This is a genomic window from Amycolatopsis sp. NBC_00345 (assembly GCF_036116635.1).
In the GTDB taxonomy this organism is placed as follows: Bacteria; Actinomycetota; Actinomycetes; order Mycobacteriales; family Pseudonocardiaceae; genus Amycolatopsis.
In genome coordinates, this window is the sequence record NZ_CP107995.1 from 1,882,386 (window position 1) to 1,899,499 (window position 17,114).

Here is a 17,114-nt window from a genome sequence, read left to right on the forward strand (position 1 = left end):
ACGAATTCCGGGGGTGGATTTGGTCGCGCCGGACCAGCGGGCCCGGCGTGGCCGGGGCTAGCTTCGGGGGATGGTGACACCGGCGTCCGGCCCATCGCCCACGACTCTATCGCCCACAACTCTGGGGCGTGTCCTCGACGATCTCGGGGAGGTGCTCCTGGAGCCGGTCGCGGTCGCCCGGTTCACCCGGAAGCAGCTCGGCGGGGTGGTCATCCACGATCCGCACGACGACGCCGAGTTCCCGCGCCACGCCGTGGTGCTGGGCGTCGGGGTGCGGGAGCCGGACGAGGTCGTCCGCCTGCTGCACGAGGCCGGCCGGCGCGGGGCGGTGGCGCTGGTCGTCCGGTCCCCGGTCACCCCGTCGCCGGAGTTCCGGCGCGCCGCGGACTCGTCCGGCGTCGCCCTGCTGGGGCTCGCGGCCGGCGCGTCCTGGACCCAGCTCGCCGCCATGCTGCGGACGCTGCTGGCCGAAGGCGACATCGGCGACGTCTCGCCGCAGACGCTGGGCGGTCTGCCCTCGGGCGACCTGTTCGCGCTCGCCAACGCGGTGGCCGCACTCCTGGACGCGCCGGTGACCATCGAGGACCGCAACTCGCGGGTCCTCGCGTTCTCCGGCCGCCAGGACGAGGCCGACTCGTCCCGCGTCGAGACCATCCTGGGCCGTCAGGTGCCCGAGCGGTTCACCCGCGACCTCGAACACGACGGCGTCTTCGAGCGGCTGTACCGCGACCATGCCCCGGTGTACGTCGACCCGCTCCGCTACGAGCACGAGGGGATCAGCCTGCCCCGCGTGGCCCTCGCCGTACGGGCGGGCGACGAGGTGCTGGGGTCGATCTGGGCGGCGGTGCGCGAGCCGTTGAGCGAGGAGCGGACCCAGGCGCTGGTCGACGCGGCCAAGCTCGTCGCGCTGCACCTGCTCCGGCTGCGGGCGGGCGCGGACGTCGAACGGCGGCTGCGCGCCGACCTGGTGAGCACGGCGCTCGAAGGCGGCACCGGGGCGCCGGAGGCCATCGCCCGGCTCGGCCTGCTGGGCCAGCCCTCGGTCGTGCTCGCCATGGGGCTGCTCGGCGCGTCCGAGCCCGACGACGACCTTCGCCTGGTCGCGGAACGCCAGCGGGTCGCCGACGCACTGGCCATGCACCTGAGCGCGGTCCAGCCGCGCTCGGCCGTCGCCCTCGTCGGCGACGTCGCCTACGGCATCGTCCCCATGCCGGGCAGCCACGCCGACTGCCTGGGGCGGGCGGTGCGGGTCGCGTCGACGTTCCTGGAGCGCACCGGACGCCGGGCGGCGGCGGCGATCGGCATCGGCGGGCTCGCGCTCGACGGCTCGGGCCTGCGCGCCTCGCGCGACGGCGCGGACCGGGCGTTGCGCGTGCTGCTCACCGGCGGCGGCGCCAAGCGGGTGACCACGGCCGAGGACGCCCACGTCGACGCGCTGATGCTGGAGCTGGCCGACCTCGCCGCGGCCCGGGGGGACGGCGCGACCGGCCCGGTCGCGCGGCTGCTGGACTACGACGCCCGGCACCAGTCCCAGCTCGTGCACACCCTGCGGTGCTGGCTGGACGCCTTCGGGGACATCACCGCCGCGTCCGCCGCCGCCTACGTCCACCCGAGCACGTTCCGGTACCGGCTGCGGCGGCTCGCCGAAGTCGGCGAGATCGACCTCGGCGACCCCGGGGACCGGTTCGCCGCCATGCTGCAGCTGCGGCTGCTGCCCCGGCGCGCGGCGACCGGCGCGTCGCAGGCCGAAGCGAGCTGACGCCCGCGCCGGGGTTCGTCGCCCCGGCCCGAAAGACCGCCGGATGTTCGTGTGAACGCACGAACTCCGGGCGGAACGCGCTGATCAGAATGAGGGATCTTCTCCCACGTTCCCGCGGAGGCGCCATGACGGCAGTGGTCAACGAAGACACCTGGACAGCGCGGCGGATCAACCGGACGGCGCTGATCACCATGACGGTGATGGTGTTCGCCTGGTCGATCGACTACATCGACCGGTTCTCGATCGGGATGGCGCTGCCCCTGATCGGGCGCGAGTTCGGCATCGGCAAGACCGAGCAGGGCTGGCTGGTCACCGTTTTCGCCCTGGTCTACATGGTCTGCCAGATCCCGGCCGGGTTCCTCGCCGACCGGTTCGGCGCGCGCGGGCCGATGCTGGTCACGCTGGTGCTCTGGTCGGTGTTCACCGCGCTGACCGGGATGGCGGGCACGTTCGGGATGCTGCTGGTCGTGCGCGGGCTTTTCGGCGTGTGCCAAGGGCTTTTCCCGGCGGCCTCGTTCAAGGCGGTCGCGGAGCGGACGACCCCGGCCAACCGGGCGACCAGCGCCGGCGTGATGCTGTCCGCGAGCGGGATCGGCTCGGGGGTGGCCCCGCTGATCGTCGGCCCGCTGCTGATGGCCGTCGGCTGGCGGCACACGTTCTTCTGGATGGCGGGGGTCGGCGCGGTCATCGGCGTCGTGGTCTGGGCGTTCCTGCCCAAGGCGCTGCCGGAAGCGCTCAGCAGCCTTCCGCGCACCGAGGCGAAAACCCCGGAGGTCTCGCGCAAGCAGCTGCTGAAGTCGCCGGTGATCTGGAAGTTCACGCTGCTGTTCTGCACCACCAACATGCTGAGCTACGGCCTGATCACCTGGGTGCCCAGCTACCTGCTGGAGGCCCGTGGCCTGACGCTGACCCAGACCGGCGTGGCCGCCGCCATCCCGATGCTGGTCAGCATCGGCACGACCATCCTCGGCGGCTGGCTGTTCGACCGGTACTTCCACGACCACGGCCGCTGGTACCTCGGCTCGGTCGCGCTGGTGACCGTGGTCCTGCTGGTCCTCATGGTGAACGCGGGCAGCACGGTGGAGTTCACCGTCTACGAGACGCTGGCCCTCGGCGTCTTCGGCCTGGCCACGATGGGCGTCTTCGGCCTGCCGCTGCGGGTGCTCCCCACGGCGCTGACCGGGATCGGCATGGGGGTGATGAACTTCGGCGGCCAGGTGGCCGGCGCGGTCGCCCCGCTCGCGATGGGCTGGCTGGCCGAGACCTTCTCCTACACCGCCGCGTTCGGGTTCCTGATCGGCAGCACGCTGCTCACCGTGGTGCTGGCGTTCTGGGTCCCGCAGAACCCCGCGCAGTTCGCCTTCGCCAGTCCTGAGCAGACAGGAGCGTCATGACCACCGCAGCCGAGACGGTCGCCACGATCAACCGCCGCGCGAAGGAGGTGGGAGTCCGGGTTTGGCTGCACGCGGCCGAAATCGGTGGTACGCGCGGGATCGGCATCGGCGAGGACGAACCGGTTGTCACGGCGTCGGTGTTCAAGGTCCCGGTCGCCCTGGAACTGGCCCGGCAGGCCGCCGAGGGCGCGTTCGACCTGGCCGGCCGGGTCACCGTCGCGCCGGGACACCCCACGCCCAGCCCGTACGGCCTGGCGACCTTCCGGCACGAGGTGGTGCTGTCCTGGCACGATCTGGCGATCCTGATGATCGGCATCAGCGACAACGTCGCCACCGACCTGATCCTCGCCGAGGTGGGTAAGGACGCCGTCAACGCGTCGTTGCGGCGCCTCGGCTTCGAGCACACCACCGTCCCGCAGGACTGCCGGGAGGTGCTGGACAGCATCGGCGAGGACCTCGGGCTGTCCTATGAGGACGACGAACGGCTGCTGGCCGAGCTGCCGTACGAGCAAGTGTCCGCGTTGCGCGCGCTGCGCCCGGAGCACACCTGCCGGACGACGGCCGCCGAGGCCACCCGGCTGCTCGGGTTGATCTGGCGCGACGAGGCGGCGGCGCCCGCCGCGTGCGCCGACGTCCGGCGCTGGCTGGAACTGCAGGTGTGGCCGCACCGGCTGCGGTCCGGGTTCCCGGACGACGGGATCCGCGTCAGCGGCAAGACCGGGACCCTGCCGTCGGTGCGCAACGAGGTCGGCGTGGTCGAGTACCCGGACGGGAGCCGTTACGCCGTGGGGGTTTTCACGCAGGCCGGGGACACGCGATCGCGGGTGCCGGAGCGGGACGCGTTCATCGGCTTCGCCGCGGCCGAGGCCCTCGGGTGGCTGCGGACGGCCGCGTGATTCGTCGGCCCGGACGAATTTTCCCGGCGCTGTCCTCGGTTCCGACGAACAAGTGACCTCCGTCACCGACCTAGCATTCCGGGGACGCCGGACCACCCCTTCCCGGACTCCCTTCCCTCGAAAATGAGGTGCACATGTCGAAACTCGCCGAAATCGATGCCTGGCTCCAGGAAAACCTGCCCGTACTCCTGGCCGAACACCAAGTGCCCGGCGCGGCGGTCGCGGTCTTCGCCGGCGGCGAGGTGATCGACCACGCGGCGGGCGTGCTGAACACGGACACCGGCGTGGAGTCCACAGTGGATTCCGTGTTCCAGATCGGCTCGATCACGAAGGTGTGGACGACCACGCTGGCGATGCAGCTCGTCGACGAGGGGCGGCTCGACCTCGACCGGCCGGTGCGGGCCTACCTGCCGGAGTTCGCCCTCGCCGACGAAGACGCCGCGGCGCGCATCACCGTCCGGCAGCTGACGAGTCACACCTCCGGGTTCGAGGGTGACATCTTCACCGACACCGGCCAGGGTGACGACTGCGTGGCCAAGCTGGTCGCGACGCTGTCCGAAGTGCCCCAGCTGTTCGCCCCGGGGGAGATGTTCTCCTACAACAACGCCGGCTACTGCGTGCTCGGCCGGGTCATCGAGGTGCTGCGCGGCAAGTCCTACGACGAATGCGTGCGCGACCACCTCTTCGCGCCGCTGGGGCTGACCCACGCGGCCGCCGGGCCGTACGACGCGATCCGCTACCGCGCCGCGATCGGCCACCTGCAGCCGTCGCCGGAGGACGCGCCGCGGCCCGCGCCGGTCTGGGCACTGGCCCGGTCGAACGCCCCGGCCGGCTCGACGCTCGCGATGCGCCCGCGGGACCTGCTGACCTTCGTCCGGATGCACCTCAACGGCGGCCGGGCCGACGACGGCACCCAGGTGCTCGCCCCGGAGTCGGTCCGCGCGATGCGGGAGCGGCAGGTGGAACTGCCCGACCTCGGCCTGATAGGCGGGGCCTGGGGGCTCGGCTGGATGCTCTTCGACTGGGCCGGCGGTCCGGTGATCGGCCACGACGGCGGCACCATCGGCCAGTCGTCGTTCCTGCGGGTGGTCCCCGGCCACGACGTCGCGGTGGCCCTGCTGACCAACGGCGGGCAGCCGTTGCGGGTGTACCTGGAGATCTTCCGGAAGGTGCTGGGCGACCTGGCCGGCGTCGAAGTCCCGGCGCTGCCGGAGCCGAACGCCGCCGAGGCCCCGGCCGACGCGGCCCGCTACGTCGGCGAGTACTCGTCGCGGGTGGCGGACACCGTGGTCAGCCAGGACGAGGACGGCAGGCTGTGGATCGAGCACACGGCGAAGGGGGTGATGGCCGAAGCCAGCGGCAGCGGGGCCACGGACAAGGCCGAGCTGCTGGGCTGGAGGGGCGACACGCTGGTCGCCACCCATCCGCAGCTCCCGGGTGCGTACATGTCGCACGCGTTCGTCGGTGACGACGGCGACGGGCGGGCGCTGTACCTCCACACCGGCCGGGCCGACCGGCGGGTGGGCTGATGAGCGCGATCGGCGACGAGATCGAAGCGGTCTTCGCGGACGCGGGGGCGCGGGGGTTCGTGCACGCGCGAGAGGTCGGCGTGACCGGCGGCCCCGAGGTCGGGGTCGGCGCGGACGACCCGGTGGTGCTCGCCTCGGTGTTCAAGATCCCGGTCGCGGTCGCCTACGCCCGGGAGGTGGTGGCGGGCCGGCTCGACGAGACCGAGCGCACCCGGGTCACCGCGCGGTACCGGATCGGCGGCATCGGCACCGCGGGCTGTGCCGACGACGTCGAAATGACCTGGCGGGACTTGGCGCGCTTCATGCTGACCATGAGCGACAACGCCGCGACCGACGTCGTGTACCACCGCGTCGGGCAGGCGGCGGTGGACCGCGTCCTCACGGACCTCGGGCTGTCCCGGACGCGGCTGATCGGCTGTTGTGAGGACCTGTTCGCCACGCTGGCCGCCGACCTCGGGGCCGCTTCCGGCGACATCGAAGAACTCCTCGCCGCGGCCACGCCGGAACAGCTGTGGCAGCTTTCGGTGCTCGACCCGGAGCGCACCACGTCGTCGACCCCGCGCGAGATCACCACGCTGCTGGACGCCGTCTGGACCGACCGGGCGGGCGAACCGGCCGCGTGCGAGAAGGTGCGCGCGATCATGGCGCAGCAGATCTGGCCGCACCGGATCTCGTCCGGCTTCCCGGCCGGTGTGTCGATCGCGGCGAAAACCGGGACGCTGCCGGCGATCCGCAACGAAGCCGGGGTGGTGACCCACGAGGACGGCCGTCAGTTCGCCGTCGCCGTGTTCACCCGCGCCGGATCGCTCGAAGACCGCCTGCCCCGGGTCGACGCCTCCATCGGCAAGGCCGCCCGCCTCGCCGTCGACCACCTTCGCGCGCTGCCCGTGAACCCGTAGGAGAACCCCGTGAAGACAGCTCAGCTCACCGCCGTTGTGGCGGGCGTGGTGGTTCTGACCGTGAGTGCCTGCGGGGCGACCGCGTCCGGGCCGGACCGGACCGCGAACCAGAAACTGGCCGACGGCAAGACTTTCACCCTCGCGGTCCCGACCGACCCGGGATCACTCGACCCGGCCATGACTGTCCTGGGGACCACCCGGCAGATCGACGCGTTCCTCTACGACGGCCTGGTGACCCTGGACGCCACGGGCAAGCCGGTCGCGAGCCTGGCGGACAAGTGGACGGCCACGACGACCACCGCGACCTTCACCCTGCGCAAGGGCGTCACCTGTGCCGACGGCGCCCCGCTGACCGCGCGCGACGTGGCCGCGAACATCAACTTCGTCGGGGATCCGGCGAACAAGTCGCCGATCGCGGGGGTCACGGTCAAGCCGGGGACGAAGGCGGTCGGCGACGACGGCGCCGGGACCGTCACGATCACCAGCGGGGCGCCGGACGCGTTCCTGCTCCGCAACGTGGGCGGCGTGCCGATCGTCTGTGCCAAGGGATTGGCCGACCGCGCGCCGCTCGCCAAGGGGCAGCAGGGCACCGGCATGTTCACCATGACCGAGATCGTGCCGAACGACCACTACACGCTCACCCGGCGCAAGGACTACACCTGGGGCCCCGGCGCGTGGCAGCGGGAGCAGCCCGGCCTGCCGGACCAGGTGGTCGTCCGGGTCATCCAGAACATGACGACGACGTCGAACCTGCTGCTGTCCGGGGAAGTCAACGCCGGCGCGATCACCGGCCAGGACACGCGGCGGCTGAGCGCGCAGAAGCTGTTCCACGCCGACTACACCCTCTCGGTCGGCGAGCTGTTCTTCAACCAGGCGCCCGGACGGCCCAGCGGCGACCCGGCCGTGCGCCGGGCACTGGTGCAGGCGCTCGACCTCGCCCAGGTCGGCAAGGTGCTCACCAGCGGCATCGGCGTGCCGGTCACGGGCCTGGTCACCGGGGAGCCGCTGGCGTGCACCGGCCAATCGGTCGACGGGAAGCTGCCCGGCTTCGACGCCGGCGCCGCCAAGGCCGCGCTCGACGCGGCGGGCTGGAAGCCGGGGGCCGACGGCGTGCGCGTCAAGGACGGCAAGCGGCTCGCGCTCACCGCCGTCTACGGCACGCAGCTCGGCCCGACCGCGGCCCCGGCCGCCGAACTGGTCCAGCAGTCCCTGAAGGGCATCGGCGCCGACCTCACGCTCAAGGGCGTCGACGGCCCCGGGGTGAGCCGGGTGCTGTTCGACACCGGGGACTGGGACATCTCGATGGTCCCGCTGGGGCTCACGCTGCCCAGCCAGCTGGTGCCGTTCGTGTCCGGGCCGCTGCCGCCGCAGGGCACCAACTTCGCGCACATCCAGAACGCCCAGTACGACGCCCTCACCGGCAAGGCGGCGTCGATGGCCGCGGACGCGGGCTGCCCGAGCTGGACGGCCGCGGAATCGGCCCTGCTCGAGCGGCTGGACGTGGTGCCGTTCGCGAACACGGTCGTGCCGACCTTCGGCGACAACGCGCGGTTCGAGATCAGCCAGGGCGCCATCAAGCCGTCGTCGATCCGGATGTACTCCTGATGACGGACCTGACCGCCGCGACCGCCACCGCCGCGGTGCCCGGTCCGCGGGCCGGGCCCTGGCTGTCGTTCGGGCTGCGCCGCCTCGGCCGGTTCGCCGTCTCGTTGTGGCTGCTGGTCACGATGGCGTTCCTGATGATCCAGCTGATCCCGGGCGACCCCGTCCGCGCGGCGCTCGGCCTGACCGCCCCGGCCGAGCTGGTGAACGCCCGGCGGGCGGCGCTCGGCCTCGACCATCCGCTGTGGTTGCAGTACTTCGACTACCTCGGCGGGCTGGTCCGGGGCGACTTCGGCACGTCGATGCTGAGCGGGGTGCCGGTTTCGCAGGTCATCGGCGACCGGCTGCCCGCGACGCTGGAGCTGGCGCTGCCCGCCTTCGCGGCGGTCATCGTCGTGGCGGTCCCGCTCGGCCTCCTGTTCGCCGTGCTGACCCGCGGCGGCCGGCGCCGGGGCGGCGAGCTGGCGTTCACCTCGACGACCGTCCTGCTCGCCGCCATCCCCGAGTTCCTGGTCGCGGTGGCGCTGGTGGCGTTCTTCGCGGTCCAGCTCGGCTGGTTCCCGGTGGCCGGGCACGAGGGATCGGGATCGCTGGTGCTCCCGGTCATCGCCCTCGCGCTCGGCCCGGCGTCGGTGCTCTCCCGCATCGTGCGGGTGGAGACGCTTTCCGTGCTGGGCAACGACTTCATTCGCACCGCGCGGGCGAAACGGCTGCCCGCGAGGCTGGTCTACGCCCGGCACGCGCTGCCGAACGCGCTCACCGCGACGCTGACCCTCGGCGGGATGATGCTGACCGGGCTGGTCGCGGGCACCGTGCTGGTGGAGAACGTCTTCGCCTGGCCGGGCCTCGGCTCGACGATCGCGCAGTCGATCCTGCAGAAGGACTACCCGCTGGTGCAGGGAATCGTGCTCGTCTACGGCGTCGGGGTGCTGCTGGTGAACCTGGCGGTCGACGTGCTGCTGGCCGTGCTCGACCCGCGCTCGACGATCCGGGAGGGCTGACATGAACCGGCGCGCAACTGTGCCAGTCGTTACTAATCCGACGGCAGCCACGGCGGAAACGGGTTGCGACGAGCAGGTCGGCTGCAGACCGCATCCGCCTACTTTCGGTCGGATGAGTAAATGGCTCGCGGCCCTGCGCACCCCGTTGGGCGCGTTCTCGGCCGTCCTGCTGGTACTGGTGATCGCGCTCGCGGTGCTGGGCCCGGTCCTGTGGCACGACCAGGCTTTCGCGATCGACACGAACGCGATCGCCCAGGGCCCGTCGGCGGCGCACTGGGCGGGCACCGACGAACTCGGCCGCGACATCTTCTACCGCGTCCTCGTGGCGGCCCGGCTGTCGATCGTGCTGGCCCTGCTCGCCACGGTGCTCGGCGTGGTGACCGGGCTCGTCCTCGGCACGCTGCCCTCGGTGCTGCCGCGCCCGCTCGGGCGGCTGCTGATCGCCGGGGTGAACGTCGCGGTCGCGTTCCCCGGCCTGTTGCTGGTGTTGTTCTTCTCGGTCATCTTCGGGGTGGGCACGCAGGGCGCGGTGCTGGCGGTCGGTTTCGCGCTGGCGCCGTCGGTCGCGCGGCTGGCGCAGACGATGGCCGCTTCGGTCACCGGCAAGGATTTCGTGGCGGCCGCCCGGGTCGCCGGGGTGGGCCGGATCCGGCTGCTGGTCCGGCACGTGCTGCCCAACATCGGGGAACCGCTGGTGGTCAACGCCACCATCGGCGCCGGCGGCGCGCTGCTCGCCTTCTCGGGCCTGTCGTTCCTCGGGATCGGCGTGCAGGCGCCCGACTACGACTGGGGACGGCTGCTCGGGGAGGGGCTCAACGGGATCTACCTCAACCCCGTGGCGGCGCTGGCGCCCGGCGTCGCGGTGGTGCTGGCCGGCCTCGCCTTCAACCTGACGGGCGAGACGGTCGCCGGCGTGATCGGCCTGCGGACCCGCGCTCCGCGGCCCGGACCGCCGCCGGTCACCGACGCCCGCGCGGAGGCGTCGCCGGAGCACGACGACGCCGTGCTGGTGGTCGAGAACCTCCGAGTCGCGTTCCCGCGTCCGGGCGGGTGGACGGTGCCCGTCCGGGGCGTGAGCTTCACCGTCCGGGCGGGCGAGGCGATCGGCGTCGTCGGCGAGTCCGGTTCGGGCAAGAGCCTGACCGGGCTGGCGGTGTCGCGGCTGATCGAGGCCCCCGGCGTCGTCACCGCGGACCGGCTGGAGTTCGCGGGCACACCCGTGCTGACGACGCCGGAGCGCGAGTTGCGCGGGCTGCTCGGCACGTCGCTGGCGATGGTGTTCCAGGACCCGATGACGTCGTTCAACCCGGCCCGGCGGATCGGCAGGCAGCTCGCGGAGGTGTCCGAGCAGCACCACGGACTTTCGCGGGCCCAGGCGTTCACGCGGGCCGTCGACCGGTTGCGCGCGGTGCGGATCCCGGCGGCGCAGCGGCGGGCCCGGCAGTACCCGCACGAGTTCTCCGGCGGGATGCGGCAGCGCGCGATGATCGGCATGGGCCTGATGGGCGACCCGCGGCTGATCATCGCCGACGAGCCGACCACGGCGCTGGACGTCACGGTGCAGCGGCAGCTGCTGCGCCTGCTGGCGCGGACGCGGGCCGAACGGGACACCGCGATCGTGCTGATCAGCCACGACATCGCGGTCGTTTCCCAGACCTGCGAACGGATCTTGGTCATGTATGGCGGGCGGGTCGTGGAGGACCTGCCGTCCGACCCCGGCGTGACCCCGCGCCATCCGTACACGCGGGCGCTGCTGGCCACGACGCTGGATCTCGAGACCGATCGCACCGCGGCGCTCGCGGTGATCCCCGGCCGCCCGCCGGAACCGGGCCGGATGCCGGCCGGCTGCGCGTTCGCCGCCCGCTGCCCGGCGGCGACCGACCGGTGCCGCACCGACGACCCGGCGCTGGAGCGGGTGACGCCGGTGCACCGGGTCGCCTGCTGGCATCCGGACGACACGCCGGTTTCCGTGCCCGAGCGGGAGACCGTGACCGCCGGAGGTGCGGAATGAGCGATCTCGTCTTCGACGCGGTGAGCGTGCGGTACGGCGGGCGGCGTGGTCTCACCGCGGTCGACCGGGTCGGCCTGACCGTCCCTTCGGGACAGGTCGTCGGGCTGGTCGGCGAATCGGGCTCGGGGAAGTCGACGCTCGCCCGCGCGGCGGTCGGGCTCGCCCCGGTCAGCGCGGGCGCGGTCCGGCTCGGCGGGGTGGACGTGCGGCAGCTGCCCCGGCGGCGTCCGCTGCAGATGGTGTTCCAGGATCCGTATTCCTCTTTGGACCCGCGGATGAGCATCGGCGAGTCGATCACCGAGGCGATCCCGCGTGGCGCGCTGTCCGGCCGGGCGGCGCGGGCGGGTGAGGTCGCGCGGCTGCTGGAACTGGTCAACCTCGACCCGGACCGGGCCGGGCAGCGGCCGGGCCAGCTCTCCGGCGGGCAGCGCCAGCGCGTGGCACTGGCCCGCGCGCTGGCGGGACGGCCGGAGGTGCTGATCGCGGACGAGATCACCTCCGCGCTCGACGTCTCGGTGCAGGGCGCGGTGCTCAACCTCGTGCGGTCCGTGCAACGGCAGCTCGGCCTGTCGATGCTGTTCATCTCGCACAACCTCGCCGTGGTGCGGTATGTCAGCGACATCGTCGCGGTGATGTACCTGGGCCGCATCGTCGAGGCCGGTCCCGCGCACCAGGTGCTCACCGATCCCCAGCACCCCTACACCCGCGATCTGCTCGCCGCGGCCCCCTCGGCGCACAAGTCCCTGTTCGACATCGGCACCGACGAGCCGGGCGAGACCGCCGACGCGGAACCCGCCGACCCGCACCACCCGCCGGGCGGCTGCCGCTACCACACCCGATGCCCGGTCGGCCCGCTCGTGCGGTCCGGCCGTGAACTTTGCCTCCGGGCGGATCCGGCCGAGGACGCGGCACACCGCCGTCACTCGGCCGCCTGCCACTTCAGCGAGGACACCCAGCCCGCGATCTCCCGAGGAGCCAGCGCATGACCCGACGCTTAGGCATCGAAGACCTGTACGACATCGCCGTGCCCAGCCAGCCCGCTTTGTCGCCCGACGGCAGCCGGATCGTCTACGTCCTGCGGACCGTCGACCGTGAGGCGGACCGCAACGTGGACACGCTGTGGGAAGTCGGCTCCAGCACGGGGGAGGCCCGGCAGCTCACGCGCGGAACCTCCGACGGGGCACCGAAATGGGCACCGGACGGCACCCGGATCGCCTTCCTGCGTGCCGAGGAGGCGCCGCCGCAGGTGTGGCTCCTGCCGGCGGCTGGTGGCGAGGCCGAGCCGGTCACGAAGCTCCCGCTCGGCGCGGGCGCGCCGGTCTGGAGCCCGGACGGGAGCAAGATCGCGTTCTCGGCGGCGGTCGACCTGACCGCGGAAGACGGCGCGCCCGCGCCGAACGTCCCGGTCGTGGCGGACCGGCTGGACTTCAAGGCGGACGGGGCCGGGCTGGTCAAGACCGTCCGCAAGCACCTGCACGTCCTGGACGCCGGCACCGGCGAGGTCCGGCAGGTCACCTTCGGCGACTGGCACGCGGGCGAGCCCACCTGGTCGCCCGACGGCGCGCAGCTGGCGTTCTCCGCGGCCCGCGACGGCGACGCCGACCTCACTTTCCGTTCCGGGGCCTACGTTCTCGACGTGACCGCGCGGATCGCCGAGCCGCGGCTGATCGGGTCCGGCGAGGGCATGGCCGGCCCGGTCGGCTGGACGGCTGACGGCAAGGCGCTGCTGGTCGTCGGCCGGGCCGACACCGCCGTCGGCCACCTCGGGTTGCTGCGCGTGCCGCTGGACGGCGGGGGCACCGTCGACCTGGCCGCCTCCCTCGACCGCAACGTGATGTCCGGCGGCTCCGGCTACCCGGGCGCGCTCCCGCAGCTGACCGCGGACGGCGACACCGTGGTGTTCGGCGTCCGGGACCGTGGCTGCACTCATCTGTACAAAGTGGACGTCGCCGGTGGCGGTCCGAGCGCGGTACTGGCGGGTGCCGGCCGCGTGGTGTCCGGAATGGACATCGCGGGCGGCACGGTGGCCGTCGTGCTGGCCACGGACACGTCGTTCGGCGAGATCGCGGTGCTCGACCTGGCCGGGGGACCGGCCGACGTGCGCACCAGCCACGGCGCGGCGCTGTCCGAAGTGGACCTGTTCGTCCGCGAGGAGCGGGAGTTCACCATCGGCGACGGCACCGTGGTGCAAGGCTGGCTGGTGCGCGATCCCGCGCGGACCGGCTCGCTGCCCCTGCTGCTCGACATCCACGGCGGCCCGCACAACGCCTGGAACGGCGCGGCCGACTCGGCCCACCTCTACCACCAGGTGCTGGCGGCGCGCGGCTGGGCGGTGCTGATGCTCAACCCGAGGGGCAGCGACGGCTACGGCGAGGCGTTCTACACCGCCGCGGTCGGCGGCTGGGGCGTGGCCGATGCTTCCGACTTCCTCGAACCACTCGACCAGCTCGTGGCCGAGGGCCTCGCCGACCCGGACCGGCTCGCCGTCACGGGATACAGCTACGGCGGGTTCATGACCTGCTACCTGACCAGCCGTGACGACCGCTTCGCCGCCGCCGTCACCGGGGGCGTGGTCAGTGACCTGACCAGCATGGCGGGCACCTCCGACGCCGGGCACTACCTCGGCGTCAGCGAACTCGGCACGCACTCGTGGGAGAACGAGTACGCCCCGTTCTCGCCGCTGGCCGAGGTCGCGAAGGTGCGGACGCCGACGCTGGTCGTGCAGGGCGCGGCCGACGAGCGCTGCCCGGTCGGGCAGGCCGAGCAGTGGTTCACCGCCCTGCGCGAGCGCGGCGTGCCGTCCCGCCTGGTGCTCTACCCCGGCGGCGCGCACCTGTTCATCCTCGACGGCCCGCCCTCGCACCGCGCCGACTTCAACCGGCGCGTCGTCGACTGGGTGGAGCAGTACGCGCCCCCGGCCGACGGGGTGGTGCGGGTGCCGATCGAGGCCGCGCACTGGCGCCGCCGTCTGGCGGAACTGGCGCGCAAGTACCGCGTTCCCGGTGCGGCACTGGGCATTCTGCGGGTCGGCACCGGCGAGGAGGTGCACGCGAGCCACGGGGTGCTGAACAAGGCCACCGGGGTCGAGGTCACCGACGACTCGCTGTTCCAGATCGGCTCGATCTCCAAGGTGTGGACCTCGACCGTGGTGCTGCGGCTGGTCGACGAAGGGCGGCTCGACCTGGACGCGCCGATCGCCGACGTGCTGCCGGAACTGCGGCTGGCCGATCCCGACGTGGCCAAGCAGGTGACCATGCGCCACCTGCTGACCCACACCAGCGGGATCGACGGCGACGTCTTCACCGACACCGGCCGTGGCGACGACTGCATCGAGCGTTACGTCGAGCAGCTCGACGAGACCGCGCAGAACCACCCGCTCGGCGCGACTTTCTCTTACTGCAACGCGGGTTTCGTGCTGATGGGCCGGGCGGTCGAGAAGCTGACCGGGCTGACCTGGGACGCCGCGATGCGGGAGAAGCTGTTCACCCCGCTAGGGCTGACGCACACGGTCACGCTCCCGGAAGAGGCCCTGCTGTTCCGCGCCGCCGTCGGCCACGCCGCGGTGGGCGACGCCGATCCGGAGCCGGTGCCCACCTGGCAGCTGCCCCGGTCGATGGGCCCGGCCGGGCTGATCTCCGCGCGGGCCGCGGACGTGCTCGCGTTCGCCCGGCTGCACCTGACCGGCGGGCTCACCGCGGCCGGGGAGCGGATCCTCACGGCGGAGTCCGCCGCCGCGATGGTCGAGAAGCAGGCCGACGTGCCCGACCAGCACACCATCGGCGACTCGTGGGGCCTCGGCTGGATCCGGGACGACTGGAACGGCACGAGGATCGTCGGCCACGACGGCAACACCATCGGCCAGTCGGCGTTCCTGCGGCTGCTGCCGGACCAGGGGCTCGCGGTCACCCTGCTCACCAACGGCGGCAACGCGCACGACCTGTATGTCGAGCTGTACCGGGAGATCTTCGCCGAACTGGCCGGTGTGGCCATGCCGCAGCCGCTCGAACCGCCGCCGGTCCCGGTCACCGTCGACGCGACCCGCCACCTCGGCGTCTACGAACGGGCCGGCTCGCTGACCGAGGTGCTGCGCGAGGACGGCGGGTTGCGCCTGCGGAACACGGTCACCGGGCCGTTGGCGGACCTGCTGCCGGAGAAGACGCGGGAGTTCGACCTCGTGCCGGTCACCGACACACTTTTCGTCTTCCGGGAGCCGGGCGCGGAGAACTGGACGCCGGTCGTCTTCTACACCCTGCCGACTGGTGAGCCGTACGTGCACTACGGCGTGCGGGCGACGCCGAAGGTGTCCTGAGTGGCCGTCAAGGACTCCTTGCCTACCTTGAGGGTAGGCAAGGAGTCCTTGACGGCGTGGGGCTGATTCTGGCCGGGACCGCTCAGCTGATCGCGGCGAGATGGTCCGAGACCGCCGAGACGTCACCGGCGTCGGAGATCAGCGCGACGTAACCGTCGGGACGGATCAGCACCAGGGTGTGTTCGGCCGCGCCATAGGCGTCGGCCAGGTGGCCTTCGGTGTCGGCGAGGTCGCCGGGCCCGGTCGGCCGTCCGACGACGCGGAGGGTGCTGAGGCCGGACGGAGCGGCGTCGACCGCGGGTGTGTTTCCGAAGCACAGCAACGTGAAGTGCCCGCCGCGGGTCAGGTCGAACAACCGGCAGTCGCCTTCCACCGTCGTCAGCTTGGTCGCGTCGGGAGCGCGGTCGCCGGCGCGGAGTACGGCGGTTTCGTCACGGTCGTCACGGTCGTCGCGGGCCAAGGCCGAGTCGCGGTAGCCGATGCCGAGCTGAGACGTGCGCGCATCGCGTTGGGTGGGGATGCCCTTCTGCTCCAGCGTCTCCTTGAGGCGCGCGTTCGAGAGCACGAGCACGCCGGCCGCGACCGGTCGCCGCTCGGCCTCGTAGCTGTCGAGCAGCGCCGGCGAGGCGCCGTTCACGACGGCCGCGAGCTTCCAGCCGAGGTTGTGCGAGTCCTGGATGCCGGTGTTCATCCCCTGGCCACCGGCGGGGGAGTGGATGTGCGCAGCGTCGCCGGCGAGGAAGACGTGGCCCTTGCGATAACGGTCGGCGAGGCGGATGTTGGCGCGCCACAACGACGACCACGCCGGTTCGTGGAGGCGGATGTCGGTGCGGCCGGTCCGCCGTTCGAGGATCGCCTGCAGGTTCGCGAGGCCGAGCCCGGGATCCTGGCCCGGCGCGATGGCGGCCTGGTACTGGAAGACGCCGGTCGAGGGCAGCGGGCAGAGGTTGAGGAGGCCGTCGTCGTGCCGCCACATGTGCCAGGCGCTGCGATCGAGGCCGTCGACCTCGACGTCGGCGACGATCATCCGCACCTCCTCGCGGGTCTCGCCCTCGAACGCGATCCCGGCCTGCTTGCGGACGACGCTGTGGCCGCCGTCGCAGCCGACCAGCCAGCGCGCGGTGACCGTCTCGGCCTCGCCGTTCTTGATGACCACCGCCGACACGCCCTCGTCCGACTGCTTGAAACTGTCGAGCACGGTGTCGAACTCAGGCGAGCCGCCGAGTTCCGCGAGCCGCAGCCGCAGGGCTTCTTCGATCCGCCATTCCGGCGTGACCAGGCTGTCCGGATAAGGGATGTCGGGAGGAACGCTCACCGTCTCGACGCCGGTCAGCGTCACCTGGCCGTCGGCATCGGTCGAACGGATCGGCATGGCCGTGCGGCCGTGCGCGAGCACGCGGTCGACGATGCCGAGATCGTCGAACACCTCGAGGGTGCGCGGCTGGATGCCCTTGCCACGCGAGCCGGGCTGCGGGTCGGGGGCGGCCTCGATCAGGCGGAAGGAAACACCGGTGCGGGCGAGCTCGCAGGCCAGCGTCAGCCCGGTCGGACCGGCGCCGGCGATCAGCACCGTCGGCGCGTTCCGCCCGGTTGGCGCGTTCGGCACGTTCCGCACCGTTGACGCGATCGGCCCCGTCGGCGCGTTCGACACTCGTGGCGGCAGCTTCGGTTCCATCGGCTCATCCCCCCGTTCAAGAAATGAATCTCCTTCTAA

At 72.5% G+C, this 17,114-nt stretch carries 11 protein-coding genes; 10 read left to right on the plus strand and 1 reads right to left on the minus strand.

The window, feature by feature from the left end; translation table 11 throughout:
- The first annotated feature begins 70 nt into the window (after window positions 1-70).
- From OG943_RS08325 to OG943_RS08370, 10 genes are all read left to right on the plus strand, one after another.
- On the plus strand, window positions 71-1,759 hold the full coding sequence (locus tag OG943_RS08325; protein WP_328609114.1) for a PucR family transcriptional regulator: 1,689 nt from the start codon (window positions 71-73) through the stop codon (window positions 1,757-1,759).
- 125 nt (window positions 1,760-1,884) lie between these two features.
- Window positions 1,885-3,153 carry an MFS transporter gene (locus OG943_RS08330; RefSeq protein WP_328609115.1) on the plus strand — a complete coding sequence of 423 codons (1,269 nt, stop codon included), beginning with the start codon at window positions 1,885-1,887 and terminating at the stop codon, window positions 3,151-3,153.
- Complete coding sequence (locus OG943_RS08335; RefSeq protein ID WP_328609116.1) at window positions 3,150-4,049, plus strand: serine hydrolase; 900 nt, start codon at window positions 3,150-3,152, stop codon at window positions 4,047-4,049. Before OG943_RS08330 ends, OG943_RS08335 begins: the two co-directional genes overlap by 4 nt.
- A 134-nt stretch (window positions 4,050-4,183) precedes the next feature.
- On the plus strand, window positions 4,184-5,578 hold the full coding sequence (locus OG943_RS08340) for a serine hydrolase domain-containing protein (protein WP_328609117.1): 1,395 nt from the start codon (window positions 4,184-4,186) through the stop codon (window positions 5,576-5,578).
- Complete coding sequence (locus tag OG943_RS08345; protein ID WP_328609118.1) at window positions 5,578-6,477, plus strand: serine hydrolase; 900 nt, start codon at window positions 5,578-5,580, stop codon at window positions 6,475-6,477. The genes OG943_RS08340 and OG943_RS08345 overlap by 1 nt, the downstream gene beginning before the upstream one ends.
- 9 nt (window positions 6,478-6,486) lie before the next feature.
- Window positions 6,487-8,082: an ABC transporter substrate-binding protein gene (locus OG943_RS08350; protein ID WP_328609119.1), complete on the plus strand. Its 1,596-nt coding sequence runs from the start codon at window positions 6,487-6,489 to the stop codon at window positions 8,080-8,082.
- Window positions 8,082-9,080 carry an ABC transporter permease gene (locus OG943_RS08355; RefSeq protein WP_328609120.1) on the plus strand — a complete coding sequence of 333 codons (999 nt, stop codon included), beginning with the start codon at window positions 8,082-8,084 and terminating at the stop codon, window positions 9,078-9,080. The genes OG943_RS08350 and OG943_RS08355 overlap by 1 nt, the downstream gene beginning before the upstream one ends.
- A gap of 112 nt (window positions 9,081-9,192) precedes the next feature.
- Window positions 9,193-11,091 (plus strand): dipeptide/oligopeptide/nickel ABC transporter permease/ATP-binding protein, encoded by a 1,899-nt coding sequence (locus OG943_RS08360; RefSeq protein WP_328609121.1) that lies wholly within the window; start codon window positions 9,193-9,195, stop codon window positions 11,089-11,091.
- Window positions 11,088-12,077, plus strand: coding sequence for an ABC transporter ATP-binding protein (locus OG943_RS08365; RefSeq protein WP_328609122.1), 990 nt, complete (start codon window positions 11,088-11,090; stop codon window positions 12,075-12,077). The genes OG943_RS08360 and OG943_RS08365 overlap by 4 nt, the downstream gene beginning before the upstream one ends.
- Entirely contained in the window at window positions 12,074-15,400 is a 3,327-nt protein-coding gene (locus OG943_RS08370) for a serine hydrolase (protein ID WP_328609123.1), read from the plus strand. Before OG943_RS08365 ends, OG943_RS08370 begins: the two co-directional genes overlap by 4 nt.
- Window positions 15,401-15,482: 82 nt before the next feature.
- On the opposite strand, the gene OG943_RS08375 is transcribed toward OG943_RS08370, so the two are convergent.
- Window positions 15,483-17,006, minus strand: coding sequence for an FAD-dependent oxidoreductase (locus OG943_RS08375; RefSeq protein ID WP_328609124.1), 1,524 nt, complete (start codon window positions 17,004-17,006; stop codon window positions 15,483-15,485).
- Window positions 17,007-17,114 lie beyond the last annotated feature (108 nt).

Excerpts from the sequence above, each read along its gene's own strand:
- OG943_RS08325 (WP_328609114.1), top strand. The coding sequence starts at position 71 with ATGGTGACACCGGCGTCCGGCCCATCGCCCACGACTCTATCGCCCACA.
- OG943_RS08330 (WP_328609115.1), top strand. The coding sequence starts at position 1,885 with ATGACGGCAGTGGTCAACGAAGACACCTGGACAGCGCGGCGGATCAAC.
- OG943_RS08335 (WP_328609116.1), top strand. The coding sequence starts at position 3,150 with ATGACCACCGCAGCCGAGACGGTCGCCACGATCAACCGCCGCGCGAAG.
- OG943_RS08340 (WP_328609117.1), top strand. The coding sequence starts at position 4,184 with ATGTCGAAACTCGCCGAAATCGATGCCTGGCTCCAGGAAAACCTGCCC.
- OG943_RS08345 (WP_328609118.1), top strand. The coding sequence starts at position 5,578 with ATGAGCGCGATCGGCGACGAGATCGAAGCGGTCTTCGCGGACGCGGGG.
- OG943_RS08355 (WP_328609120.1), top strand. The coding sequence starts at position 8,082 with ATGACGGACCTGACCGCCGCGACCGCCACCGCCGCGGTGCCCGGTCCG.
- OG943_RS08360 (WP_328609121.1), top strand. The coding sequence starts at position 9,193 with ATGAGTAAATGGCTCGCGGCCCTGCGCACCCCGTTGGGCGCGTTCTCG.
- OG943_RS08365 (WP_328609122.1), top strand. The coding sequence starts at position 11,088 with ATGAGCGATCTCGTCTTCGACGCGGTGAGCGTGCGGTACGGCGGGCGG.
- OG943_RS08370 (WP_328609123.1), top strand. The coding sequence starts at position 12,074 with ATGACCCGACGCTTAGGCATCGAAGACCTGTACGACATCGCCGTGCCC.